Origin of the sequence: Sinorhizobium fredii USDA 205 (assembly GCF_001461695.1) — a bacterium.
GTDB lineage: Bacteria > Pseudomonadota > Alphaproteobacteria > Rhizobiales > Rhizobiaceae > Sinorhizobium > Sinorhizobium fredii.
The window spans coordinates 112,738-135,525 of record NZ_AUTC01000035.1; the positions used below are offsets into that span (position 1 = coordinate 112,738).

At 62.6% G+C, this 22,788-nt stretch carries 23 protein-coding genes and 1 pseudogene; 8 read left to right on the forward strand and 16 right to left on the reverse strand.

Annotated elements, in window-relative coordinates; genetic code table 11:
* Nucleotides 1–312 precede the first annotated feature (312 nt).
* On the reverse strand, nt 313–507 hold the full coding sequence (locus N181_RS32905) for a hypothetical protein (protein ID WP_037395358.1): 195 nt from the start codon (nt 505–507) through the stop codon (nt 313–315).
* 114 nt (nt 508–621) lie between these two features.
* Nucleotides 622–966 (reverse strand): hypothetical protein, encoded by a 345-nt coding sequence (locus tag N181_RS05225; RefSeq protein WP_037395360.1) that lies wholly within the window; start codon nt 964–966, stop codon nt 622–624.
* Nucleotides 967–1,097: 131 nt separating this feature from the next.
* Between N181_RS05225 and N181_RS05230 the strand changes: the two genes are divergently transcribed.
* Nucleotides 1,098–2,012, forward strand: a complete 915-nt coding sequence (locus N181_RS05230) for a LysR substrate-binding domain-containing protein (RefSeq protein ID WP_014328741.1) — start codon at nt 1,098–1,100, stop codon at nt 2,010–2,012.
* Nucleotides 2,013–2,052: 40 nt separating this feature from the next.
* Here the strand turns inward: N181_RS05230 and N181_RS05235 are convergent, their stop codons facing one another.
* The 3 genes from N181_RS05235 to N181_RS05245 are packed head-to-tail and all read right to left on the reverse strand — an operon-like array spanning nt 2,053 to nt 5,661.
* Nucleotides 2,053–3,204 (reverse strand): M20 aminoacylase family protein, encoded by a 1,152-nt coding sequence (locus N181_RS05235; RefSeq protein WP_037395362.1) that lies wholly within the window; start codon nt 3,202–3,204, stop codon nt 2,053–2,055.
* Nucleotides 3,205–3,214: 10 nt separating this feature from the next.
* On the reverse strand, nt 3,215–4,453 hold the full coding sequence (locus tag N181_RS05240) for a Zn-dependent hydrolase (protein WP_014328739.1): 1,239 nt from the start codon (nt 4,451–4,453) through the stop codon (nt 3,215–3,217).
* Complete coding sequence (locus tag N181_RS05245; RefSeq protein WP_014328738.1) at nt 4,450–5,661, reverse strand: diaminopropionate ammonia-lyase; 1,212 nt, start codon at nt 5,659–5,661, stop codon at nt 4,450–4,452. Before N181_RS05245 ends, N181_RS05240 begins: the two co-directional genes overlap by 4 nt.
* Before the next feature lie 105 nt (nt 5,662–5,766).
* Between N181_RS05245 and N181_RS05250 the strand changes: the two genes are divergently transcribed.
* On the forward strand, nt 5,767–6,267 hold the full coding sequence (locus N181_RS05250; RefSeq protein ID WP_014328737.1) for an Lrp/AsnC family transcriptional regulator: 501 nt from the start codon (nt 5,767–5,769) through the stop codon (nt 6,265–6,267).
* 42 nt (nt 6,268–6,309) lie between these two features.
* Here N181_RS05250 and N181_RS05255 read toward each other — a convergent pair whose 3' ends face one another.
* The 6 genes from N181_RS05255 to N181_RS05285 all read right to left on the reverse strand — a co-directional run bounded on the left by N181_RS05255 (nt 6,310) and on the right by N181_RS05285 (nt 12,324).
* Nucleotides 6,310–8,385: an ASKHA domain-containing protein gene (locus N181_RS05255; protein WP_014328736.1), complete on the reverse strand. Its 2,076-nt coding sequence runs from the start codon at nt 8,383–8,385 to the stop codon at nt 6,310–6,312.
* Nucleotides 8,386–8,546: 161 nt separating this feature from the next.
* The gene (locus N181_RS05260; protein WP_014328735.1) at nt 8,547–8,885 is read right to left on the reverse strand and encodes a hypothetical protein; all 339 of its coding nucleotides are present in this window, start codon (nt 8,883–8,885) and stop codon (nt 8,547–8,549) included.
* Between the two features lie 390 nt (nt 8,886–9,275).
* Nucleotides 9,276–10,238, reverse strand: coding sequence for a methyltetrahydrofolate cobalamin methyltransferase (locus N181_RS05270; RefSeq protein ID WP_037395370.1), 963 nt, complete (start codon nt 10,236–10,238; stop codon nt 9,276–9,278).
* Between the two features lie 121 nt (nt 10,239–10,359).
* Nucleotides 10,360–11,451, reverse strand: coding sequence for a methylenetetrahydrofolate reductase (locus N181_RS05275; RefSeq protein WP_014328733.1), 1,092 nt, complete (start codon nt 11,449–11,451; stop codon nt 10,360–10,362).
* On the reverse strand, nt 11,448–12,029 hold the full coding sequence (locus tag N181_RS05280) for a methylenetetrahydrofolate reductase C-terminal domain-containing protein (protein ID WP_037395372.1): 582 nt from the start codon (nt 12,027–12,029) through the stop codon (nt 11,448–11,450). Before N181_RS05280 ends, N181_RS05275 begins: the two co-directional genes overlap by 4 nt.
* Nucleotides 12,022–12,324, reverse strand: a complete 303-nt coding sequence (locus N181_RS05285; RefSeq protein ID WP_014328732.1) for a virulence factor — start codon at nt 12,322–12,324, stop codon at nt 12,022–12,024. The genes N181_RS05280 and N181_RS05285 overlap by 8 nt, the downstream gene beginning before the upstream one ends.
* A gap of 326 nt (nt 12,325–12,650) precedes the next feature.
* Between N181_RS05285 and N181_RS05290 the strand changes: the two genes are divergently transcribed.
* Nucleotides 12,651–13,118, forward strand: coding sequence for a BA14K family protein (locus N181_RS05290; RefSeq protein ID WP_037395374.1), 468 nt, complete (start codon nt 12,651–12,653; stop codon nt 13,116–13,118).
* Between the two features lie 549 nt (nt 13,119–13,667).
* Here the strand turns inward: N181_RS05290 and N181_RS05295 are convergent.
* The 3 genes from N181_RS05295 to N181_RS05305 form a co-directional block, all read right to left on the reverse strand.
* Nucleotides 13,668–13,862, reverse strand: coding sequence for a hypothetical protein (locus N181_RS05295; RefSeq protein WP_037395376.1), 195 nt, complete (start codon nt 13,860–13,862; stop codon nt 13,668–13,670).
* Between the two features lie 19 nt (nt 13,863–13,881).
* Nucleotides 13,882–14,700: a formyl transferase gene (locus N181_RS05300; RefSeq protein ID WP_014328730.1), complete on the reverse strand. Its 819-nt coding sequence runs from the start codon at nt 14,698–14,700 to the stop codon at nt 13,882–13,884.
* Between the two features lie 161 nt (nt 14,701–14,861).
* The gene (locus N181_RS05305; protein WP_037395377.1) at nt 14,862–15,482 is read right to left on the reverse strand and encodes a DUF1638 domain-containing protein; all 621 of its coding nucleotides are present in this window, start codon (nt 15,480–15,482) and stop codon (nt 14,862–14,864) included.
* A gap of 39 nt (nt 15,483–15,521) precedes the next feature.
* Here N181_RS05305 and N181_RS05310 point away from each other — a divergent pair, with 39 nt between their 5' ends.
* The gene (locus tag N181_RS05310; protein WP_037395385.1) at nt 15,522–15,680 is read left to right on the forward strand and encodes an entericidin domain-containing protein; all 159 of its coding nucleotides are present in this window, start codon (nt 15,522–15,524) and stop codon (nt 15,678–15,680) included.
* A 112-nt stretch (nt 15,681–15,792) separates the two neighbouring features.
* On the opposite strand, the gene N181_RS05315 is transcribed toward N181_RS05310, so the two are convergent.
* Entirely contained in the window at nt 15,793–16,491 is a 699-nt protein-coding gene (locus N181_RS05315; protein WP_014328728.1) for a corrinoid protein, read from the reverse strand.
* 518 nt (nt 16,492–17,009) lie between these two features.
* Between N181_RS05315 and N181_RS05320 the strand changes: the two are divergent.
* The 4 genes and pseudogenes from N181_RS05320 (at nt 17,010) to N181_RS05335 (ending at nt 22,339) form a co-directional block, all read left to right on the forward strand.
* Nucleotides 17,010–18,583: pseudogene (locus N181_RS05320) on the forward strand (trimethylamine methyltransferase family protein).
* Nucleotides 18,584–18,690: 107 nt separating this feature from the next.
* Complete coding sequence (locus N181_RS05325; protein ID WP_037395378.1) at nt 18,691–19,395, forward strand: 4Fe-4S dicluster domain-containing protein; 705 nt, start codon at nt 18,691–18,693, stop codon at nt 19,393–19,395.
* Between the two features lie 161 nt (nt 19,396–19,556).
* Nucleotides 19,557–20,309, forward strand: a complete 753-nt coding sequence (locus tag N181_RS05330) for a phosphodiester glycosidase family protein (RefSeq protein ID WP_037435726.1) — start codon at nt 19,557–19,559, stop codon at nt 20,307–20,309.
* Nucleotides 20,310–20,344: 35 nt separating this feature from the next.
* Nucleotides 20,345–22,339 (forward strand): vWA domain-containing protein, encoded by a 1,995-nt coding sequence (locus N181_RS05335; RefSeq protein ID WP_037435724.1) that lies wholly within the window; start codon nt 20,345–20,347, stop codon nt 22,337–22,339.
* A gap of 61 nt (nt 22,340–22,400) precedes the next feature.
* Here the strand turns inward: N181_RS05335 and N181_RS05340 are convergent, their stop codons facing one another.
* Nucleotides 22,401–22,745, reverse strand: coding sequence for a hypothetical protein (locus tag N181_RS05340; RefSeq protein ID WP_014328722.1), 345 nt, complete (start codon nt 22,743–22,745; stop codon nt 22,401–22,403).
* Between the last annotated feature and the right edge of the window lie 43 nt (nt 22,746–22,788).

Genomic DNA, 22,788 nt, shown 5'->3' on the forward strand with positions numbered 1-22,788 from the left:
GTGGCGCAATCCGACAAAATATGCTGCGGGCGCCGGAAGGTGTCGCCTTACAGGGGGTGGTTGCAATATTGCAGATTGCGACTTTTCCGATGAGGGGGCGACTGATGTCGGTATCTGACAAGCGGCAGGAGCCCGGACAAGCGGCGTGAAGGCCATATTGCATGGGCTGGCCGCGACGCTCGGCTCCGGTCTGGCGAAAGTCGCGCCGTGGCGACGCGCCCAAAAATGAAGGGCATTCCGTTTGCGGGAATGCCCTTCATCGTCTCATCACCACCCAGCAGGCGCGGGGCGTATGACAGGTCGTGTCGCTGTTCATTGTTCCGTCTTATGCACCGCGTCGTCGACGGATGGGAAGCCGATATCCTTCAGCGTGTCGTAGGAGAGGTTCTCCAGAACTCGTTCGTTGCGGTGCCGCTTCCAAGCGGCCCAGGCGCGTGCGCGCAGGCTGAAAAGACCGGGCAAAGCCGCAAGGCTCTGGCTCGACGATGCGTTTTGGTTCATAGACATTGCTGGTTCCTTCTGAGCTTTTCAAAAGGTCGCGACCATGTGTCGGTTATGACGCAACCTCATTGATCAATCAAACGAATATGTTTGATGTTTTTCATCAAACATTGTGATCGGTTAGGGCCTGGCGTAACAGCTTCCCTCAGGTGCGCTGATCGCCTTATATTCTGCTTGCAACACGTCCTTTCGGACCCATGCCGGCAGTTTCGCCAATTGCCGCCGGGTTTCCACCCGGTTTCTGGCGATCTTGGTCGCGCGCCGTCTGTCTGCAATCCGCTCGATCAAGGTCCGGGCTCGCGACAGCATCGAGAGAACGAAATCGCTGCCGTCGTCCGCCTGCCGCGTGTTGGAATGCAAACCTTCTGCGTCCATCATCGGCACGCCTTTATCGATCGTAGGAGTGCCGCTGATCCGTCGTGCGGTTGCGGCGGCGTTGTCGATGGCCAATGTCAGGGCGGTCATGACCTTGCTCCTTTGCGTTGTGCGGGGTGCTTCCCGCCTCCTTACGAGCTTGACTATCGCTCCAATGTGATGTTCAATCAAACGAAATGCAGTTAAGGTATCTTTCAGATTTTCTGAATGAGGAGGCCGCCATGAACATGATACTGCGCCACGCGCTTCCGCTGCTCGAGATGGACGTGTTGAAGACCTTTGTCGCCATTGCCGAAACCGGCAATTTCACGACTGCGGCCGAAGCTGTGTACCGGACGCCATCCGCCGTCTCGATGCAGATCAAGAAGCTCGAGGAGACGCTCGGCTGCACGCTTTTCCTGCGCGATGCGCGGTCGGTCTCGCTGACGCCGAAGGGCGAGCTGCTGCTCGGCTTCGCCCGCCGGCTTTTGTCGCTCAACAACGAAACGGTGTCTCGATTCCTGCTGCCAGACATGAACGGTGTCGTGCGCGTTGGCGCACCGGAGGACGTCGGCGAACGCATCCTGCCGGAGGTACTGAAGCGCTTTGCCGAAACTTACCCGAATGTCACGGTCGATGTGTCGATCGGCATGAGCACCGCGATGCGCAAGCGGGTCGACGAGCACAGGCTCGACATCGCCATCTATAACAGCTTGTCCGACGAAGCGGCCCAGGACGGCGAAATCCTCATGCAGGAAAAGCTGGTCTGGGCCGGTGCCAAGTGCGGCAATGCTCATCTGCGCGATCCGCTGCCGGTTTCGATGTGGGAGGACGGCTGCGTATGGCGCGCCGATGCGGTCGAGAAGCTGTCGCGGGCCGGGCGCAAGTTCCGCGTGGCGTTCCTGAGCGCCTATACAACGGGACAGCGCGCTGCGGTTCTCGCCGGCCTCGCGATCGCGCCACTGCCGCGGTATCTCGTCCGGGGCGAGATGGTGCAACTTGGCGAGCGCGACGGGTTGCCGGATCTCGGGCATTACGAAATCGGCCTGAAGGTGGTCGAGGGTGCACCGGCACCGGTGCTCGCGGTCGCTGATCACGTCCGCGAGGCCTTCGCCGACCTCCAAATGCATGCGGGCAGGGTGGCCGAGCCCGTCTAGCTGTGGAGCCCCAAGCGCGTTCATCTGAACGCGCGGCGCTCTAGATCAGGGGCAGACGCTGCCGCACGACTGCAGCGTGAAACTCCACGCCGTGGATCAGCCCGGCATCGTTGAAATCATAGTTCGGATTGTGCAGCGGCGCCGAGTTGCCGTTGCCGAGGAACACGAAGCAGCCCGGAACATGGGCGAGGAAGCGGGCGAAGTCTTCCGAACCGGTCATAGGCTCGCGAGCGACCCGAATGTGGCCCGCATCGAACACGCTGCGCGCTGCGGAGAAAGCATGCTCGACCAGTCTCTCATCGTTGACGAGCGGCACGAACTCGCGCGTGTAGCTCACCGCTGCTGAAACATTGTGAGCGAGGGCGGTGCCCTCGGCGATCAAGCGCATCTGCTTTTCGATCTCGGCGCTGACTTCGGGGCGGAAGCTTCGGGCGTCGCCCAGAATGCGGGCGAGCCCGGGGAGGGCGTTACGTGTGCCATCCGTGACGAGCTCTGTCACCGACACGACGCCGATATCGGCCGGGCTCAAACGACGAGAGACGATCGTCTGAAGATTGGTGACAAGCGCGCAGGCGGCGACCAGCACTTCGTTGCCGGCATGCGGTCGTGCCGCATGTCCGCCAACACCCTTGAGCACGATCTCGAAATTGTCTTCGGCCGACATGATTGGGCCGGGGCGCGTCTCGAAATGGCCGATCGGAAGCCCGGGCATATTGTGCAGGCCGTAAATTTCCTCGAAGGGAAACCGCTCCATCAGCCTATCGTCGAGCATGGCGAGCGCGCCCTTGCCCCATTCCTCCGCCGGCTGGAAGATGAAGCGCACCGTACCGTCGAAACCGCCATCCTGGGCAAGCAGCTTTGCCGCGCCGAGCAGCATGGTCGTGTGACCGTCATGGCCGCAGGCGTGCATCACGCCCGGGTTCTGTGAGCGATATTCCAAGCTTCCCTGTTCGGGGATGCGCAGCGCATCCATGTCAGCCCGGAGCGCTATGGCGCGATTGCCGGTGCCGCGTCTCAGCGCGCCGACGACGCCGGTGCCGCCGACACCTTCGGCGACCTCAAGTCCGAACTCCCTGAGCTTTTCTGCGACGAAGGCGGAGGTGCGCTTCTCCTCGAAGCCGAACTCCGGATGAGCATGAAGGTCGCGCCGCCGACCGATCATCTCACGTTCAAGCAGTTTCAAATCGGACATTTCATTTCCTCTACCCTGCGCTTGCGAGACTCTTGACGACGTCGAGCAGAACATTCGCCCCGGCGATGAGGTCGTCATCCGGCGTGTATTCGAGCGGATTGTGACTGATGCCGCCAACACTCGGGACGAAGATCATCGCGGATGGCGCAATTCGCGCGATCATCTGGGCGTCATGGCCGGCGCCGGAGGTCATGCGTTTCGAGGCGAGGCCGCGCCTGATGGCCGCTTGCTCGATGATCTCGACAATCCTTGCGTCGAAAGTCACCGGCTCAAATCGCGCCAGGCGCTCGGTCGAAATCGTCACGCCCTCGGCCGCCGCCAATTCTTGCAGGAAGCCGGCGAGCGCCGCTTCTTCCGCTCTCAGCCGTTCCGCGTCCGGATCGCGCAGATCGACGGTGAAGGTGGCGCGCGACGGAATGACGTTGATCGCATTCGGTTCGAAAGCGATGCAGCCGACCGTGGCGACGGTCGACGTGCTGGAGGCCATGGCGCGATCGCGCAGGAACCTGATGACGCGGGCGGCCGCATGGCCGGCATCGCGCCGCATCGACATCGGCGTCGTTCCGGCATGGTTGGCGACCCCGTCAATCGTCACCCGCTGCCAGGAAATCCCCTGCAGGTTCTCGACGGCGCCGATCGGTACGCCCTCGCGTTCCAGCACCGGGCCCTGTTCGACATGGAGCTCGACATAGGCGTGGGGTTTCAGAAAGCCCGGCTCTTCTGCGCCCGAATAGCCGATGCGAGTCAATTCCTCGCCAAGCACACTGCCATCCGTGCCGACGGTCGCGAGAGCTTCTTCAGTCGGAAGCCCGCCGGCATAGACGAGCGATCCCATCATGTCGGGTGCATATCGCACGCCTTCCTCGTTGGTGAAGGCGGCAATAGCGATCGGCCGTGTCGGAGCGAAGCCGGACGCCTTCAACGTCTCGACCACCTCGAGACCCGAAAGCACACCATAGCAGCCGTCATAGATGCCGGCATTGATGACGGTATCGATATGCGAGCCGATGAGGAGCGGGGCTTGCTCGGCATCGCCGCTGTGGCGCCAGATTCCGAAAATGTTGCCGATCCGATCGACGGCGACTTCCAGCCCCGCATCCTGAACCCAGGCAACAAATTGGTCGCGTCCAAGCTTTTCCGTATCCGAGGCAGCGAGGCGGACAAGCCTGCCTTCTTCATCGCGGCCGATCGCACCGAGCGCGTCGATGCGTCCAAGGAGCCGCGCTGCATCGATGAGGAGATTGCTCATCCTTCGGCTCCCATCCGGTTCTTCGCCGCAACGGCGGCAGGCGTGAGTCCGACGATCTCTTCGAATTTAGCCGGATCCGTCGCGCCTTCAGTGTTTACGAGGAAGATGCGCGCGTGTTCATCGATGCGAAGAGCGGCCCTGATCGCTGGATCGGAGACTGCCTTGATCAGACCAGCCAGTCCGACGCCGCCGCTCTCACCTGCGACGATGGCCGGGTCACCGGCGACGGGATTGGCGAGTTGCTTCATGACGGAGATCGCATCCTCTTCATCGACGGTCATGAAGGCGTCGGCGACGCGGGAGAGGACACGCCATGCCACAAGTGAGGGCTCGTAGCATTCGAGCATGGCCATGACTGTGGGCTCCCCGTGCGCAATCGTCACCGGATGCCCCGCGCGTGCTGTCTCGAAGATGCAGGCCGCGCGGGCAGGATCGACGACCGTGAAGACAGGGCGTTTGTCGCCAAGCACGATCGCCAGATGGGCCGCGACGGTGGCGGCAATCCCGCCAACGCCAGACTGGATGAAAACATGTGTGGGGGGCTTCTGCAGTTTCTTCAAGGCTTCGCGGACAAGTGCCGTGTAGCCCTGCATTACGAGGCCGGGAATGCGTTCGTAGCCGGGCCAGGACGTGTCCGAGACGATGGTCCAGCCGTTTGCCTCCGCGATGCGCGCAGCCTCCCGAACGGATTCGTCATAGGTGCCGTCGACGCGGATCATCTCGGCGCCGAAACGGGCAATGGCTGCGACACGCTCGTCGCTCACGCCGGAATGCACGAAGATTGCCGCCCGCGCGCCCACGAGCTGCGCACCTTGTGCAACCGACCTGCCGTGGTTGCCGTCCGTAGCGCAGGCAAATGTCATGGTGCGTACGACTGCCTGGATGTCTGGCGATTGAAGTTCGGAAACATCGACCGGACGGCCAAGTTCTTTGCCTGCTTCCTCAAGAACAAGCCGGATCACCGCGTAGGCTCCGCCGAGCGCCTTGAAACTTCCCAGCCCAAGGCGATGGCCCTCGTCCTTGATGTGGATGGCGCCGACGCCGAGTTCGGTGGCCAGGGCCGGGAGCGCGTGCAGCGGCGTTTCGGCATGATTGGCGCGGTGCGCTAGGAACCGTTCGACCGTGTCCGCCGTGCGTTCGCCGAGGGTTTCCACGTCGACGGAGGTGAGCGGTCCGTTGTGGCTGGGAAGTGTGTTGAGTAGAAACATGGCCAACCTCGTTCAAAAATGCTGGCGAAGATATATTGCATGCACGACGAAAATTGCGATGTATTCGCGGGCGCAAGTTGCAAGTTTGTTTCGTGAGGAGCTCCTTTGGCGAAGACCGTTCCCGAAATTGCTCTCGACTCCTTCGACCTGGCGATCCTGAAGATCCTGCAGAGGGACAATGCGACGCCGCAGCGCACGATCGGCGAGGCGGTCAATCTTTCCGCGCCGGCGGTGCAGCGGCGCATCAAGCGCATGGAGGAGGCGGGAGTCATCCAGGCGAATTGCGCGATCGTCGACCCGGCCAAGGTTGGCCAGCCGATCACCATCTTCGTCGAGGTCGAGGTGGTCAGCGAGACGGCCGAGCTGATCGACGCGGCCAAGGCCGAGTTTTCAGCAACGCCGGAGGTGCAGCAATGCTACTACGTCACCGGCGAGGCGGATTTCATCCTGGTGATCGTCGTCGCCACCATGGCCGACTACGAGGCGCTGACCCGGCGCCTCTTCTTCGGCAACAACAATGTCAAGAAATTCCGCACATTCGTCGCCATGGATCGGGTGAAGGTGGGGCTGACGGTGCCGCTCGAGGCGTCCGTTTCGGCCCGTTGACTGCGCCTCGGGCCGCGCCACATGGGGCCAGTTTGTGAGGGGTTATTCCCGGCTCCGGCGCCTCCTGCGCCCGCCGCCTTCGCCGCCGTCGTCGGCGGGCACCTTGCGTTCGGGGAGCGTGACGACCTCGGCGAGTTTCGGGAAGGCATCGACTTTGTTCGGCATCGCCATGGCGTTGACGAAGTGCTCCTGAAATTTCGATTCAAGAGCTGTCTCTATCTTCTCGATTTTCCTCACGGTTTCCTCGATCTCGCGGCGGTGGCCGCGGTTGAGGAGCGCCATCAGTGCGCCGGTGCCGGCAGCATTGCCGACCGCCTTCACTTCGGCGAGGTCGCAATCCGGGATGAGGCCAAGCACCATGGCGTATTTCGGGTCGATGAAGGAGCCGAAGGCTCCGGCAAAGCGGATTGTGTCGACGTGCTCGACGCCCTGCTTTTCCATGAGCAGCTTGATGCCGGCATAGAGTGCGGCCTTGGCGAGCTGGATTGCCCGGATGTCATTCTGCGTCACGGTAATGCGCTGATCCCCGTCATGCAGCAGGTAGGAGAAGGTGCGGCCGTTTGGGATGATGCGCGGGCTCTTTGCGGCCATGCCGCCATCGACGACGCCGTCCTGCGAAATGATGCCTGTCAGATACATCTCCGCGACCACCTCGATGATCGCCGAGCCGCAGATGCCGGTGACGCCGGTCGCTGCGGCGGCTTCCGCAAAACCCTCTTCATCCGACCACTTGTCGACGCCGATCACGCGGAAACGCGGCTCCAGCGTTTCCGGGTCGATGCGGATGCGCTCGATCGCGCCGGGAGCGGCGCGCTGGCCGGATGAAATCTCCGCGCCCTCGAAGGCCGGGCCGGTCGGCGAGGAGGCGGCGACGACGCGTTCCTTGTTGCCGAGCACGATCTCGGCATTGGTGCCGACATCGACGAGCAGCATCATCTTGTCCTGACGGTGCGGGCCCTCCGAAAGCGCCGCACCGGCGGCGTCCGCTCCGACATGGCCGGCGATGCAGGGCAGCATGTAGAGCCTCGCGCCGCGATTGACCTCGATGTCGATCTCATGCGCCCAATATTGCAGCGCGCCGGAAACGGCGAGCGCGAAGGGCGCCTGGCCGAGTTCCGTCGGGTCGATGCCGAGGAAGAGGTGGTGCATGATCGGATTGCCAACGACCACCATGTCGAGGATATCGTGGCGATCAATCCCGCCCTCGGCGCAGACCTTGCCGATGAGCCCGTTCACCGCCTCGCGCACCGCCTTGGTCATCGCCTCGCGGCCATCCGGGTTCATCATCACATAGGAGACGCGGCTCATCAGATCCTCGCCGAAGCGGATCTGCGGGTTAGATGTGCCGGAGGAGGCAACGATGCGTCCGGACAAGAGCGAGACCAGATGCATGGCGATCGTCGTGGAACCGATGTCGCAGGCAACGCCATAGGCCTCGTTCTTCAGCCCCGGCCAGAGGCCGACGATGAAGGGGCGGGAGGAATCCATGTCCCGGTGGATCGCGGCGGTCACCGCCCAGTTGCCCTTGCGCAGGACGCCCTGAACCTGTGGGATCAGATGAGGCGCGATCAGGAGATCCTTCCAGCCCCAGTCCTTCTCGAGTATCACCTTCATCCGGTCGAGATCGCCGAGCGGCTTGTGCATGTCCGGTTCGTCCACTTCGACATAGCACATCTGGACGGCGGCATTTCGCTCGATGACACGGTCCGACGCAGCCTTGCGCACCACCTGAGCATTGATGACGGTATCCTGCGGCACGTCGATGACGAGATCGCCGACGATCTGGGCCGAACAGGACAGGCGTCGGCCATCGGGTAGTTCGCGCACGGTGGCGTAGCGCTGCTCCTTCGGGCCGATAGGCGAGACGTGGTCGTTCGAGGAGACGATCTTGTGCTTGGCGAAATTACCTTCCTGCACGGAAACCTGACAGCGTCCGCAGGTGGCGCGGCCGCCGCAGACGCTTTCGACATAGACCCCGAGCTTGCGTGCAGCATCGAGCACGGGCGTGCCAACCGGGAAGCGGCCGCGCTTGCCCGAGGGCATGAAAAGCACCAGAGGATCCTTCTGCGCGGCTTCGGTCATATTGGTCTCGATTTCGGAAGTGCTTTCGATGCGCATGCTGGTCGGTCTTTCGTCAGGTCCGCTTCAACCGGGGAGCGAAGCGCGGGTAGACCGCTTCAGACTGAACCGGAATGACGCTTGATAGTTGTCAGATCCCGACATGAAAAGATCTGCCAGCACATTTCAGAAGGGTTGTCGTGTGCTGACGTACAGGATGGTCACGGTTTGCTGCGCGATAGCCGCCGGGCGTTGCTGCGCACCCGCTTGCCATAGGGCTTGAGGGCCGCTGCGGCAATAGCCGTCCCGTGCTTGGAACCGCTGCCGGTCACCAGCCGCATCGTGCTGTCGAGAGTCGCCTTCCAGAGGGCCAGGTTCACGGCCATCCCGCTCTCGGCCGCCGCCGCGACCTTTTCGGAAACCATGCGTTGGAGCTCGGCTACGTCCTGCGTCTTGCCGGTCATTGCCGCAAGCTGCATCTGATGCAGCCGAAGCGCAATCACGAATGGAGCTTCGAACCAAAGCGTGGCGGTGTCCAGGCGGAGGCGGCGCGGTGTCATTGGTTATCTCCACTCTTCGGCCGGATGCGAGTTCCGGACGCTTCGCTATGGTGCCGCTGTCAGCTTCACGACTGCGAATGCGTAGGCGACTGCCGCTGCCAACACCGTCGAACTACCCCAAAAGCATAGGTTTATCACCCGCTCTCGGGATTCGGGATCGATCTTATTCGTCAAAGCCGCACCTAATAGGACTGTAAGCACCGCGAGCATTACAAACACGACTGGGAGAAGATAGATCCGAAGCGCACCGTAAAATCTTTGAAACTCGCCCGCATCCTCAAACAGCGTGTATCTCGCGAGGAGGGTCAAGGGGACGAGAACCGCAAAAAGCCGAAGATGGCTCTTCATGGCAATTCCCCTTGATAGGCAGTGCAGCGTCGAAGCAAAATGTTACTCTCGCACTGCGCCAGCGCCAGCCCGCGCCGCGCGTCCGCCCCGCCGTCCACCGCCGGCAGCCGGAGCCGCAGCGGCCACGACATGGCCGCCTTCGGCCGGCTTGTGGTCGCGATAGGTCATGATCCAGTTGGTGCAGTTCGCGTCGGTACCGTTCAGGACGTTCGCGGCGCGCACGGCTTCCATTTCCTGCGGGCGGCAGGGGTTCATGATCGCCGAGGTCATGCCGGCGCCGATCACCATCGGGATGAAGCCGGCATTGATGCCGTGGCGGTGCGGCAGGCCGAAGGAGATGTTGGAAAGGCCGCAGGTGGTGTTGACCTTCAACTCTTCGCGGAGGCGCCGCAGGAGGGCGAAGACCTGCCGGCCGGCATCGCCAAGCGCGCCGATCGGCATGACGAGCGGATCGACGACGATGTCGTGCGGCTTGATGCCGTGATCCATGGCGCGCTCGACGATCTTCTTGGCGACGGCGAAGCGCACGTCCGGATCCATCGAGATGCCGGTTTCATCGTTGGAGATCGCCACGACCGGTACGTCGTATTTCTTGACGAGCGGCAGGATCGCTTCCAGCTTCTCCTCTTCGCCGGTGACCGAGTTGACCAGCGGCCGGCCCTTGGCAACGCGCAGGCCAGCTTCGATCGCCGCCGTCACGGAGCTGTCGATCGACAGCGGCACGTCGACGAGGCCCTGGACGATCTCCAGGGTCTTGACCAGAAGCGGCGGTTCGGTCTCGTTCGGGTTGACGGCTGTCACGCCGGCATTGACGTCCAGCATCGTCGCACCCGCGGCGACCTGCTCCAGCGCGTCCTTGATAACCGTCTCGAAGTTGCCTTCGATCATTTCGGCGGCGAGCTTCTTGCGGCCGGTCGGGTTGATGCGTTCGCCGATGACGCAGAAGGGCTGGTCGAAGCCGATGACGATCTCGCGGGTGGCGGAAGCGACAATGGTGCGGGTCATATAAGATCCTCTGATCCTGGAGCGTGGGGCTATGTAATAGGCCCGGTCTGTGTTTGTAAGGCGCGGGACGAGCCGAAGCGCCGGTTTTCCTCTGTTAAAGCCACGAGCCGTGGCTTTGTCCTCAATGCGGATGGTGAGCCGCGGCCTCCGCCAACTGCTGCTGGTTTTCCTCGATGCCTTCGCGCAGATGCCCAAGCCGCTCGGCGACGAGCGTTTCCGTCGGCGTCGCCTCGTGCTTCCACGGCTTGCGGCCTTTCAGGACGCCGGACTCGTGGACGATCTCCGCCACGTACTCCTCCTGGCGATAGGCCATGACGTGAACGCCCGAAACGCCCTCTATCTCCTTCACCTCGTTGATGATGTCGATGCAGAGCTGTTTGCCTTCCTTCTTCTGGTCCTGCGCGCCTTCAAGGCGTGTGATGATCGTATCCGGAATATGGATGCCCGGCACGTTGGAGCGGATCCAGCGCGCCGTCTTGGCAGAAGCCATCGGCCCGACGCCGACGAGAATGAAGCATTTCTCGTGCAGGCCGAGGTCGCGGACCTTCTTCATGTATTCGCGGAACATCGGCACGTCGAAGCAGTACTGGCTCTGGACGAACTGGGCGCCCGCTTCGATCTTCTTTGCCAGCCGATAGGGCCGGAAATCGTAAGGCGGCGCAAAGGGATTGATTGCCGCGCCGAGGAAGACCTGCGGCGGCGTCGTCAGCTTGCGGCCCGAGAGGAATTTCGAGTTGTCGCGCATGATCCTGACGGTCTCGAGCAGCGACATGCAGTCGAGATCGAAGACGGGCTTGGCGCCCGGCTGGTCGCCGGCCTGCACGCCGTCGCCGGTCAGGCACATGATGTTCTGCACGCCCATGGCCGAGGCGCCGAGGACGTCGCCCTGGATGGCGATGCGGTTTTTGTCGCGACAGGCGATCTGCATGATCGGGGCGTAGCCCATGCGGGTCAGTAGCGCGCAGATGCCGACCGAAGACATGTGGCAGTTGGCGCCAGAAGCGTCGACGGCGTTGATGCCGTCAACCCAGCCGTCGAAGATCGCCGCCCGCTCGTAGACGTCCTGCGGGTTGGCGCTGTCCGGCGGGTTGAGTTCGGCCGTCACGGCAAATTCGCCGCGGCGGAGCACCCGCTCAAGCCGGCCGCGCGAGGAATGGCCGGGCAGGGGATCGAGCGGCGCGCTAGGGTCGAAAGGGTTGATATCGGGGCTCATTGCTGGCCGTCCTTCCTCGTCTCTGCGCTCGCCGCGGCTTCCGCCGTCACCCGCAACCAGGACGAGGTTTCCCGCAGCGACTGGTTGACCGGCTTCTGGACGTTCATGATCGCGTTGCCCTTCTCCATGTTCTGTGAACCCTTCCACGCCTGCACCCAGACACAGGGCATGTCCGGCTCCACTTCGCAGTTGCCGTTGGCACGCACGCCGCCGCAGGGTCCGTTCCTCAGCTGTTTCGGACAGTTCATCGGGCAGGACATGCCGGTCGAGGACAGCGCGCACTGACCGCACATGCGACAGTCGAACAGGAAACCCTTGACGTGACGTTCGACAAAGGTAACTGGCCGCTCAACGCGGCCATAGCCGATGGCGTTCCAGAGCGGATGGAGCATCAGGAACATGTCGGCGAAGCGATTGTAGAACCACTCGAGGAAGCGAGAATGGCGCACCGCCCACAGCCGGACCGTGTATTTGTGGCGCGAGCGCCGGCTCGGCGAAACGTTCGTCGGCGTATAGGCGCCGCTCGCCGCCTTCTTGGCGGGCTGGGCGTTGCCGGTGACGATCTTGGGGTCAGGCATTTTCCCGCCCTCCGGCCTTGACGAGTGCAACGAGCCGCTCCCGGTCGTAGGCGGCCTCCAGTTCGGCTGCCGCCTTGTCGGCCTCCGCCTCGAGATCGTCTGACACCGGGACAGGATCGGCCTTGCGCCATTCGGCGAGATAGTCGTCGGTCTCGGCGGCGCCGGTGCGCATGGCGCACATGTCGATCGCCTCGGTGAAGCGCAGCGAAAGCTCGCGCTTGGCGCTTTTGCGGCCCTGCTTGATGATGACCTGGGCGGGAATATCGCGCCAGAAGACGATGATGCGGTCTGCCATGGGATTCTGTTCTCCTCAAGAGGGGACAATGCGCATGTCCATGCGCCGTGGCTCACCTTGCCACGACGTCGGATATGTCAAAAAACGACGCTCCACTGTTCCTATACGAGCGAAATGCGTCACGGCTCTCTGAGCGGCCGTGTTTGACATTCGAGACGCCGAAACACGCCCGGAAAAGCCGCTGTTTTGGATGGCGATATTGCGCGGGAGGTCGAGTCGAGACGCTGACCTACGCAGCGAGCTCAGAATATCAGCAAGAGGTCATTCACCATCCATTCACGTCACATTCGGCAAACAGGTATCATTGCAACAGATCGGATGTTGAGATGAAGAAGATAGGTATCCTGTTCCTCGCGGCCGCAACGGCTTTCACGAGCTATGGGTCTGCACAGGCCATGCCCGTTCCGTCGGCGCCGCAGTCTGGCTCCAGCGTAGAACTTGTTCACCACAAGCCGTGGCATCACCGTGGTGGTCCCCGACGGGCCTGGCGTGAAGCGGAAGGCGCCCGCTACGGCTATTACCATGGGTATCGTGGTTATCGCTACCGCCGGGAAGGGTATCGCCGGCATGACAATGGCTGGTGGTATCCGCTGGCCGCCTTCGGAGCGGGCGTTGTCATCGGCGGCGCCATCGCCGCGCCGCCGCGTTACGCAGAGCCCAGCTATGCCGAACCTCGGTTGCCGCAGCGCCATGTCAGCTGGTGCTACGATCAGTACCGGTCTTATCGCGCCTGGGACAATTCCTTCCAGCCCTACGGCGGTCCCCGGCAACAATGCTACTCGCCTTATTACTGAGGCTCTCGAAGCCCGTTCGCCATACCGCGAGCGGGCTTCAGCTTGGATGCCGATCAGTAACCGGAACTTCCACCGCCTTGGCTGCCGCCCATGCTGCTACCGCCGGAGCCGCTTGAAGCGCTTGCGGGAGGCGGGCTCGTGTTTCGGCTGGCTTGATTGGTCATACATCCCGCGAGCGTCAAAACGGCAATCGCGGCTGCGACGATCGATGATTTGCGGGTCATCATGATTCTCCAATCATAGATTGGGTATGACATATGGCGTGCCGCCACTATTCCCTGGAGATGCTCACCCGAGACACCCGCGCCGCTTGATTTCGCAGAAACGCGCATCATTTCCATCGGATGTGCCGACGGAGGTCATGATGCCAAAGACTGCGATCGCAATGTTGTGTCTCGCACTTCTCGCGCTTTCATCCTGCGCAAACACTGCGCGCGGATTCAGGCAGGATAGTACGCAGACGGGCCATGCTGTGGATAGTGCGACCAAACGCGTCTTGACGGCCGCTCAGTAGGATAACGCGAAGATAGCGCGCGACGTCGAAAGTGACTATGCCGCATCCTCGGTCGCTGTCGGGCAGCTCGCCTCGATTGCGACGAGAACTCGGAGCGCTGCTTCCGCCTCGGATTCCGTGAGCCCGGCTAGAATCTGGTCCGCGAATACCGCGGGTACACCGGTCATATTGTCCCATACGGTCCAATGGTCGGTCGGGTCGAGAACGAGTTCATAGCGGTCTTGCTGCATCGGGTCTCTCTTCCTCGCCTTACCAGATCCCGCGTCGCATGCCATTCCAGAGCCAGGTCCAGACGGGTGGATGATACCATTGCCGGGAGGGCAGAGAGACAGCGACGGGTTGGAGGTTCCCGGCGAGCGCGTCTTCGACCGCCCGGATCGCGATAGCCGTCGAGGCGGCGGTCTGGAGCAGCGGATAAGTGTGCATCGTATCGGCACTGGTGGGCGTTTGTCGTGACTGATAGAGGATGCCGCCTGTATCGACGCCTTCGTCGACCAGATGCACGGTCGCACCGAAGTTTTCCGGATCGCTATGCACGAGTGCCCAATAGCCGCCCATCAGGCCGCGATACTGCGGGTTGATGCCGGCATGGAAGTTCAGGACAGGACAGGGGATCGCAGCCAGCGTTTCCGGCTTCAGCATGCGGCAGCTGACGAGGAAGACGACAGCGGGCTGAAGCGCCGTGAGCCGCGCGCGGCCCACGGCGTCGTTGATCGAGGCAATGTGGTGCACCGGCACCGAGGGATTGGCCGCTGAAGACACTCCGTACAGGCGCAGGATGTCGCCTGCTCGCCGTTGCGTGAAGCGCTTGCCGAGACGCGAGGCGATCATCGTCGCGAACTGGCCCAAGGCCGTGGCCCAGCCGAGATTGCGGGCGCGCCGTCTAACGAAATGCGCCTTCGATTCCGGCTGCTCCTGCAGGACCACGACCTCCTCGAAACGCGACGCGAGTGCATTGACGAGGATGTTCGGATTTTCGCCACCGGCGGTGACCACGACGATGCGTCCTCCGGCGGCCAAGGTCGCGGCGGCTTGCTGCCCCGCAGCTGATCGGCAGGGGACGTCCATCTTTGTTTCGGGTCCGTGTCAGTTCGCCGCAATCGCCTGCGGCGACCGGCTTGGATTCGCTGGAAATGCGGATGAAAAACGCATTCGTCTGCGAGGCAATATGCCAAGACAGCGTTACCGTCTTCTTAAGGACGGCGGCGATAGAGCCGTAGGGCGGGGATTTACGCTTCGACGAGGGCCCGGTTGAGGTCGCCATAGCCCGTATAGCGATACTCGTAATCGAGGCCAAGGTATTCAGCGGCTTGACGGGCCTTTTCCTGCAGCGCCGGGTCTTCCACCTGCGAGAGATAGACGAGCTTGCGGTAGTGGCCGAAATACATGTCGCGCAGTTCCGGATGCCGGTCGAGGCCGAGCGGCTCGATGACAAAGGCCTCGAACTGGCGGGCGAGAAAATCGGTGAGGAAGAAGGCCGTCAGATCATCGTCCCAACGGGCGGCGAAGTCCGCATTGCCGGCGAAGAAGGAATAGCAATGCGGACCGGGAATCCGCTCGACGCCCTCCTCCTCGCAGAGCCGGTCGAGGAGCCCGCCGGTGCCGCAATCGGCATAGGCAATGAAGATGCGTTCGAAGCCGTCGGCGCGCGCACGGCCGATCGCCTCACGCAGGCCGGGCACGATCTTTTCCGGCGTGTTGTGCCAGATGGCGGGCAGACAGTTGAGCTCGATATGCTGGAGCTTGTTCGCCTCGCAAATCGCAAGAATTTCACGCGCGATGGCGCCGCAGCCGATGACGTGAACTTTCTTTGGTTGTGCACGTTCTCTTGCCGACGTTGCGTTTTCCATCTTTATTCCGCCTTGCAGCAACATGAAGGAATCATGGTCATGACAACAAGAATTTTTGCAACGATTGGCGTCATTCTGATAGCGCTGACAACCCTGAGTTCCTGCGCCAACACAATCCGCGGCATGGGACAAGATACTGCGAATACCGTCAACGCGACAGAGTCGGCCGGCCGCCGGGTAGCCAAGGCAGCCAACTGACAACTGCGTGTCCGGAGGGGGCGCTGCACGGGCGCCCCTGCCTTGCAACAGATAAGAAAGCCGGCTGTCGGTTTCATCCGCGCAGCCGGCTTTTTTTCAAAGCCGGACGGCCTCAGCCGGCGGCAAGCTGGTTGTGTTTGCGCCGCATGAAATCCTTTGCGGTTTCGACGGCAACGGCGGCATCGCGGCAATAGGCATCAGCGCCGACAGCCTTGCCGAATTCCTCGTTGAGCGGCGCACCGCCGACGAGAACGACGTAGTCGTCACGCAGGCCTTTTTCCTTCATCGTGTCGATGACGACCTTCATGTAGGGCATGGTGGTCGTCAGGAGCGCCGACATGCCGAGGATGTCCGGCTGCTCGCGTTCGATCGCTTCCAGATAGTTCTCGACCGGATTGTTGATGCCGAGGTCGACGACATCGAAGCCGGCGCCTTCCATCATCATGCCGACGAGGTTCTTGCCAATGTCGTGGATGTCGCCCTTGACGGTGCCGATGACCATCTTGCCGAGCTTCGGCGCACCGGTTTCGGCGAGCAGAGGACGGAGAATGAACATGCCCGCCTTCATCGCATTGGCCGAAAGCAGAACTTCCGGTACGAAGAGGATGCCGTCGCGGAAGTCGATGCCGACGATGCGCATGCCTTCGACGAGCGCCTGGGTCAGGATGTCATACGGGGTCCAGCCACGCTTGAGGAGGATGTTCGTTCCATCCTCGATTTCCTCCTTGAGACCGTCATAAAGGTCGTCATGCATCTGCTGCACGAGTTCCTCGTCGGAAAGGTCCTCGAGAATGATTTCATCGTCTGCCATAGTAGGGTTCCTCGGTTCCTGGCATAGCCGTTTCGCGCCGGTGGCACGATCTCACTCCGGACGCGTTGTCTCATCCTTAGCGGGTGGCGCCTAAAAATCTCCTTTCGAAAGCGACGTCGCACATGATGAAAAACGACGACGCGGCCTTCCTGTCCTTCCGCTCTGTAGTCGTACCGCATCTTGGGCAGACGCGGAATCGGCCGGTCGGTAAAATTATGCAACAGTTCAAGATGTTAGTTCGACCGATTGCGCAATCCTTCGGCGAATGGCCGGGGCGCGGCTCGTCGCCTTGCTGCTGCAACGGCAAACCCGGCCGCGTCGGGAGAGTGTCTAAGTTGCGCCACCTGTTGGCGCATTGAGACCCGTACCGCTCCGACGGCTTGGTAGCATTAGGCCAAATCCATGCCGGGCGCATGGTGCCGCCACTGGATTCGACCCGCGGAAAGGATTATGCGCCCACCCACCGAAATTGTTGCAGCGTCCTTCGTGCGAGGGCGCGGCGGGAGAGGAATGAGCGAATGAGCGACGTTACAGAACAAGGCGCGGTCGAAGGCGGCGGACGCCGTGCGCGTGGCGAGGGACGGGGAGCGGCAGCGCGCCGCGCATCCCGCACCGGCGGCGGCGCAGGACCGTCTCTGCCCTATATCCAGCGCAAGATTCGCGAGTATGAGGTACTCGACGAGGAGGGCCTGCAGCTCATCGAGCGCAATGCCGACATCATTCTCGAGGAGATCGGCATCGAATTTCGTGACGACGCTGAGGCGCTCGAGCTCTGGAAGGCTGCGGGCGCCGATGTGCGCGGCCAGCGCGTGCATTTCCCGAAGGGCCTCTGCCGCGAACTTTTGAAAACCGCGCCGTCGAACTTCACCTGGCATGCCCGCAACCCGGAGCGCAATGCCCATATCGGCGGCAAGGCGACGGTTTTCGCGCCGGTCTACGGCCCGCCCTTCGTGCGCGACCTCGACGGCAACCGCCGCTATGCGACGATCGAGGATTTCCGCAATTTCGTGAAGCTCGCCTACATGGCGCCGTCCGTCCATTCGTCGGGTGGCACGGTTTGCGAGCCGGTCGACGTCCCGGTCAACAAGCGCCATCTCGATATGGTCTACAGCCATATCAAATATTCCGACAAGCCGTTCATGGGCTCGGTGACGGCGCCGGAGCGTGCGGAAGACACGATCGCCATGGCGAAGATCGTCTTCGGCGACGATTTCGTCGAGAACAACACCGTCACGCTGAACCTCATCAACGCCAATTCGCCGATGGTCTTCGACGAGACGATGGTGGGCGCGCTGAAGGTCTACGCACGCCATAACCAGGCCTGCGTGCTTTCACCCTTCATCCTGTCCGGCGCGATGAGCCCGGTGACCGTCGCCGGTACGCTGACGCAGATTCTCGCCGAAGTGCTCGCCGGTGCCTCGTTCACCCAGCTCATCCGCAAGGGCGCGCCGGTGCTCTTCGGCACCTTTGCCGCCTCGATCTCGATGCAGTCGGGCGCCCCGACCTTCGGCACGCCGGAGCCGTCGCTCGTCTCCTACGGCGCGGCACAGCTCGCCCGCCGCCTCGGCCTGCCGTTCCGTACCGGCGGCTCGCTCTGTGGCTCAAAGGTGCCGGATGCCCAGGCCGCGCACGAGTCGGCGAACACGATCAACATGACGCTGCTCGCCGGCACCAATTTCGTGCTGCATGCGGCCGGCTGGCTCGAAGGCGGTCTCGTCTCGTCCTACGAGAAGTTCATGATCGACCAGGATCAGCTCGGCATGATGCAGAAGATGGCCGAGGGCGTCGATCTTTCCGAAAACGCCCAGCGCTCGACGCGATCCGCGAAGTCGGTCCCGGCAGCCACTATCTCGGCTGCGCCCACACCCAGGCCAACTTCCAGACGGCGTTCTACCGCTCGCCGCTCGCCGACAACAATTCCTTCGAACAGTGGGAGATCGAAGGCGAGAAGCGGATCGAGCAGCGCGCCAATGCACTCGCCCGCAGCTGGCTCGAACATTACGAGGCACCTTACCTCGACCCGGCGATCGACGAGGCGCTCAAGGACTACATCGCCAAGCGCAAGGATTCGATGCCGGACGCCTTCACCTGAAAGGCTCCCGAGCGAGCCAGGGAGCAAGGCGGCGCGGCGCAGGTGGCCGACATGATCCAGAAGGAGGTCTGGCGCCCGCATTACGAACTTCAGGGGCCGAAACCAAAATGACGGCTGCCCCTGCTTGTGTCGACAATCTAGTCGAAACGCTCCGTGCGGCTCTTGAGCCGCACGGTCTTTTTTTGCGCGGCAGCGTGAATTTCACGCCGGGGGAGACTTCGCCCTTGCTGGACGGTGGCGAGCCTGCCGCGAGCGTTGCGCTGATCGGCAATATTGGCGGTTCGATCTGGGAGCCGTTCAGCCGCTGGCGCGAAGGCGGACGGGACCGCGGCGGCGCCGACCCGCTCGACGAGTGGTCGAAGCAGGTGATCTTGCCGGTGGCGGAGGCCGCCGGCGCCACCGCCTATTTCCCCTCTGATCCGCCCTGGCAGCCCTTTCAGCAATGGGCGAAGCGCGCCGAAGGATTGAAGGCTTCTCCGCTCGGTATACTCATACATCCGAGATTTGGTCTCTGGCACGGCTATCGCGGCGCACTCGGGTTTGACTGGGCATTGCCGCAGGCGGACGAGTTCGCAGTTGGCCATCCTTGCGACGACTGTATGGAAAAGCCGTGCATTTCCGCCTGCCCGGTGGATGCCTTGGGGATCGATATATTCGATGTGGGGCGATGCCGCACGCATCTGAGGACGAAGGCAGGGGCGGCCGGCTGTCTTGTAGATGGCTGCCTTTCCCGCGATGCCTGTCCTGTCGGCCGAGATTATCGCTATTCTCCGGCGCAACTGCGTTTCCATATGGCTGCGCTCAGTCTCTGAGCAGAATACGCGCCCACCGTGTTTGAATGCGATCCTGAGAGTCTCTCGCACCGCAGACGCGCCGCGAGAGAAGTCATTCACGTGTTGGCAAAGACGCGCGCATCAATCCGCCGGAATCTATGCGATGCTTCATGTGACGATTCCACTTACGTTTTGGACAAATGCCGCTGTTTCCAAAAGCCATTCTCGCTGGCGCCGCCATTCTCTCCGCCGGCCTTGCTGCCCCTGCGGTCGCTGCCTGCCGCAACGTCAGTCACCTCGGCGAGGACTATATCGCCTGCAGCTTCGATCCTGCGGCGAACGACATTCGCCTCTACAGCAAGGATCAAGCCGGTGCGCCGTTCAAGTCCTTCAAGGCGCTATCGCTCGAACTACGCCACCGGGACGAATATATCGTCTTCGCCATGAATGGCGGCATGTATCACGAGGACCTTTCTCCGGTCGGGCTGCATATCGAAGAGGGGCTGGAGCAGGCCCCACTCAATACCAATCCCGGCTGGGGCAACTTCCATCTACTGCCGAACGGCGTCTTCTATGTCGGCGATGGCAAGGCGGGCGTCATGGCGGCGGAAGCCTATCGCGCCGCCGGCATCAAGCTGCGTTTTGCGACGCAATCCGGGCCGATGCTGGTCATCGACGGCGCGCTGCACCCGCGCTTCCTGCCGGACAGCGACAGCCTGAAGACCCGCAACGGGGTCGGCGTGACGACGCAAGGCCAGGTGGTCTTCGCGGTTTCGAAGCGCCCGGTGCGCTTCCATGACTTCGCGACGCTGTTTCGCGACGCGCTCGATTGCCCGAACGCGCTCTTCCTCGACGGCACGATCTCGAGCCTTTACGCTCCGGAGATCAACCGCCACGACCGGCTGTTTCCGCTCGGGCCGATCATCGCCGTCGTTGCTCGGTTTCCGCGATGAACCGGCGCAGCGCTGCTTGGTAAGGAGGCTGTGTAATGACCGACGAACACATGCTGTCCGGACGGACGCCGCCGAAGCCGGCGGACGAGGCACGCGCGCGGGCGCTTGCCGCCGCCATGCAGGCCTATGACGCGGCGGAAGAAAATTCGGCTGCAACCCAAGGATCGACTATCCCCGGTCGTCAAAGCTCCATCTTCAACCGGATATGGAGCTCCATGATGAACCGGAAACTGCTGGCCGGATCGGCCTTGGCGACACTGCTCGTCGTACCCGCCGCCGCCTTTCTGACGCTCGAGATCGTCCGCAATGATCGGCCGTTCGGCGCCGAAGGCGAGATCGCCGCAAAAAGCGAGCCGAATGTACAGTTGGCTCGGCCGGAGGCGCCGGTTGCGAAGGAGGAACGAAAGGCAGAGGCCGACGGCGAGGCTCTCCACGCGCCCGGCGCTGCTCCCGTGACGATGGAGAGCATGGACCAGGCCGCCGGCGCCGCGGCGCCGATGAGCGCCGCCGGCGGAACTGTCGGCCTTGCCGCGCGAGGACGCATGGAGATCATGCCCGCGCCCACCGCACCGGCCGACATTCTTCCGCCGCCGGCGGAAAACCGCGAGCGCTTCGGCAACTCCGATGCCAATCCAGTCAAAAGCGTTGCGACCGAGCCGGTTTCGACCTTCTCCGTCGATGTCGATACGGCCTCCTATTCCTTCATCCGCCGCTCGCTGATGGCGGGCGAGATGCCGAATCCCGATGCCGTGCGCGTCGAGGAGATGGTCAATTATTTCCCCTATGACTGGCCGCGTCCCGCCTCTGCGGCGGAGCCTTTCAAGGCGACCGTTACGGTCACGCCGACGCCATGGAACGCCGGAACGCGGCTGATGCATGTGGCGATCAAGGGCTATGAGGTGGTCCAGAAGGAGGCGCCGAGAGCCAACCTCGTCTTCCTGATCGACGTCTCCGGCTCCATGGACGAACCGGACAAGCTGCCGCTGCTGAAGAATGCTTTCCGGCTGCTGGTCGATCGGCTGAGGCCGGACGATACGGTCTCGATCGTTACCTATGCCGGCAATGCCGGGACGGTGCTGGAGCCGACGTCCATCAAGGACAAGGCGAAGATATTGGCGGCGATCAATACGCTCCAGCCGGGCGGCTCGACGGCGGGCGCTGCGGGCATTGACGCGGCCTACCAACTGGCGGAGAAGGGCTTTGTCCAGGACGGAGTCAACCGCATCCTGCTCGCCACCGATGGCGACTTCAATGTAGGCCCGTCGAGCGACGAGGAGTTGAAGCGGGTGGTCGAGACGAAGCGCAGGAGCGGTATCTTCCTCTCCGTCCTTGGCTTCGGCCGCGGCAATTACAACGACGCGCTGATGCAGACGATCGCCCAGAACGGCAACGGTGTTGCAACCTATATCGACACGCTTGCGGAGGCACAGAAGACGCTCGTCGAGGAGGCGGGGTCGTCGCTCTTCCCGATCGCCAAGGATGTGAAGCTACAGGTGGAATTCAATCCGGCGGCGATCGCCGAATATCGGCTGATCGGCTATGAGACGCGCGCGCTGAAGCGCGAGGACTTCAACAACGACAAGGTGGACGCCGGCGACATCGGCTCCGGCCACAGCGTGACGGCGATCTACGAGGTAACGCCCAAGGGCAGTCCCGCCGTCCTCAGCGACGACCTGCGTTACGCGACGACCGAGAAGCCAGCGAGCGAACCGGCGACGGCTCACAGTGGCGAGCTCGCCTATCTCAAGATCCGTTACAAGAAACCGGACGGTGACAAAAGCGAGCTGATCACTACGCCCGTGACTGAAGCGAGTGCGGTGCCGTCGCTTGCTGAGGCGCCGCAGGACGTCCGCTTCTCCGTCGCCGTCGCCGCCTTCGGCCAGAAGCTCGCCGGCAATTCGGCGGTCGCGGGCTATTCCTATCCGGCGATCGCCGACCTCTCGGCTGGAGCCAAGGGGCCGGACCCGTTCGGATACCGCGGTGAATTCGTCAATCTGGTGCGCCTGGCAAAAGGGCTTGCGGGGGAGTGAACGTCTGCCCGCTCTCCACGCGCTCTCAGGGGATGCGGTTGCCGGGCGCGTGCTCCGAAGCTCAAGCCTTGGGAAACGCGCGCTGCAAGCCGCCGGATTTCGTCAAGCCAGCCTTGAACGCCTGATAAGCCGGATGCTGGCTGGAGCGGGCGGCCTCCATGAGCGGCATCTGAAGCCGGGCGGGGGCCTCGTTGCCGAGCCACTGCCCGAGCTTCTCCAGCTTCAATGTGTTCAGCAAGCGTGCCTCGGCAGCGAGACCGAGATGGCGGTACAGCCCCTCGAGCAAGTTCTCGTCCTGTTCCGGATTTTCCATCAGCAGCTTGACGAAGGCCTGATCCGCTATGCCGAAGCTCGAAAGCTTGGTGGCGGTCGTGTCCCTGTCCGGAAAGGCAGCTGGCGCGCTCATCGAATCGTCTCCCCTCGAATCGAACGTCCACTCGGGATAGGCG

What these genes read in the sequence shown, in the direction of transcription:
- N181_RS05295 (WP_037395376.1), bottom strand. Translation starts at nt 13,862, where the DNA reads ATGCAGCAAGACCGCTATGAACTCGTTCTCGACCCGACCGACCATTGG.
- N181_RS05340 (WP_014328722.1), bottom strand. Translation starts at nt 22,745, where the DNA reads ATGAGCGCGCCAGCTGCCTTTCCGGACAGGGACACGACCGCCACCAAG.
- N181_RS05255 (WP_014328736.1), bottom strand. Translation starts at nt 8,385, where the DNA reads ATGCGCATCGAAAGCACTTCCGAAATCGAGACCAATATGACCGAAGCC.
- N181_RS05225 (WP_037395360.1), bottom strand. Translation starts at nt 966, where the DNA reads ATGACCGCCCTGACATTGGCCATCGACAACGCCGCCGCAACCGCACGA.
- N181_RS05300 (WP_014328730.1), bottom strand. Translation starts at nt 14,700, where the DNA reads ATGGACGTCCCCTGCCGATCAGCTGCGGGGCAGCAAGCCGCCGCGACC.
- N181_RS05230 (WP_014328741.1), top strand. Translation starts at nt 1,098, where the DNA reads ATGAACATGATACTGCGCCACGCGCTTCCGCTGCTCGAGATGGACGTG.
- N181_RS05285 (WP_014328732.1), bottom strand. Translation starts at nt 12,324, where the DNA reads ATGGCAGACCGCATCATCGTCTTCTGGCGCGATATTCCCGCCCAGGTC.
- N181_RS05310 (WP_037395385.1), top strand. Translation starts at nt 15,522, where the DNA reads ATGACAACAAGAATTTTTGCAACGATTGGCGTCATTCTGATAGCGCTG.
- N181_RS05245 (WP_014328738.1), bottom strand. Translation starts at nt 5,661, where the DNA reads ATGTTTCTACTCAACACACTTCCCAGCCACAACGGACCGCTCACCTCC.
- N181_RS05305 (WP_037395377.1), bottom strand. Translation starts at nt 15,482, where the DNA reads ATGGAAAACGCAACGTCGGCAAGAGAACGTGCACAACCAAAGAAAGTT.
- N181_RS05260 (WP_014328735.1), bottom strand. Translation starts at nt 8,885, where the DNA reads ATGACACCGCGCCGCCTCCGCCTGGACACCGCCACGCTTTGGTTCGAA.
- N181_RS05330 (WP_037435726.1), top strand. Translation starts at nt 19,557, where the DNA reads ATGCCGCTGTTTCCAAAAGCCATTCTCGCTGGCGCCGCCATTCTCTCC.
- N181_RS05290 (WP_037395374.1), top strand. Translation starts at nt 12,651, where the DNA reads ATGAAGAAGATAGGTATCCTGTTCCTCGCGGCCGCAACGGCTTTCACG.
- N181_RS05325 (WP_037395378.1), top strand. Translation starts at nt 18,691, where the DNA reads ATGACGGCTGCCCCTGCTTGTGTCGACAATCTAGTCGAAACGCTCCGT.
- N181_RS05280 (WP_037395372.1), bottom strand. Translation starts at nt 12,029, where the DNA reads ATGCCTGACCCCAAGATCGTCACCGGCAACGCCCAGCCCGCCAAGAAG.
- N181_RS32905 (WP_037395358.1), bottom strand. Translation starts at nt 507, where the DNA reads ATGTCTATGAACCAAAACGCATCGTCGAGCCAGAGCCTTGCGGCTTTG.
- N181_RS05335 (WP_037435724.1), top strand. Translation starts at nt 20,345, where the DNA reads ATGACCGACGAACACATGCTGTCCGGACGGACGCCGCCGAAGCCGGCG.
- N181_RS05315 (WP_014328728.1), bottom strand. Translation starts at nt 16,491, where the DNA reads ATGGCAGACGATGAAATCATTCTCGAGGACCTTTCCGACGAGGAACTC.
- N181_RS05240 (WP_014328739.1), bottom strand. Translation starts at nt 4,453, where the DNA reads ATGAGCAATCTCCTCATCGATGCAGCGCGGCTCCTTGGACGCATCGAC.
- N181_RS05270 (WP_037395370.1), bottom strand. Translation starts at nt 10,238, where the DNA reads ATGACCCGCACCATTGTCGCTTCCGCCACCCGCGAGATCGTCATCGGC.
- N181_RS05235 (WP_037395362.1), bottom strand. Translation starts at nt 3,204, where the DNA reads ATGTCCGATTTGAAACTGCTTGAACGTGAGATGATCGGTCGGCGGCGC.
- N181_RS05275 (WP_014328733.1), bottom strand. Translation starts at nt 11,451, where the DNA reads ATGAGCCCCGATATCAACCCTTTCGACCCTAGCGCGCCGCTCGATCCC.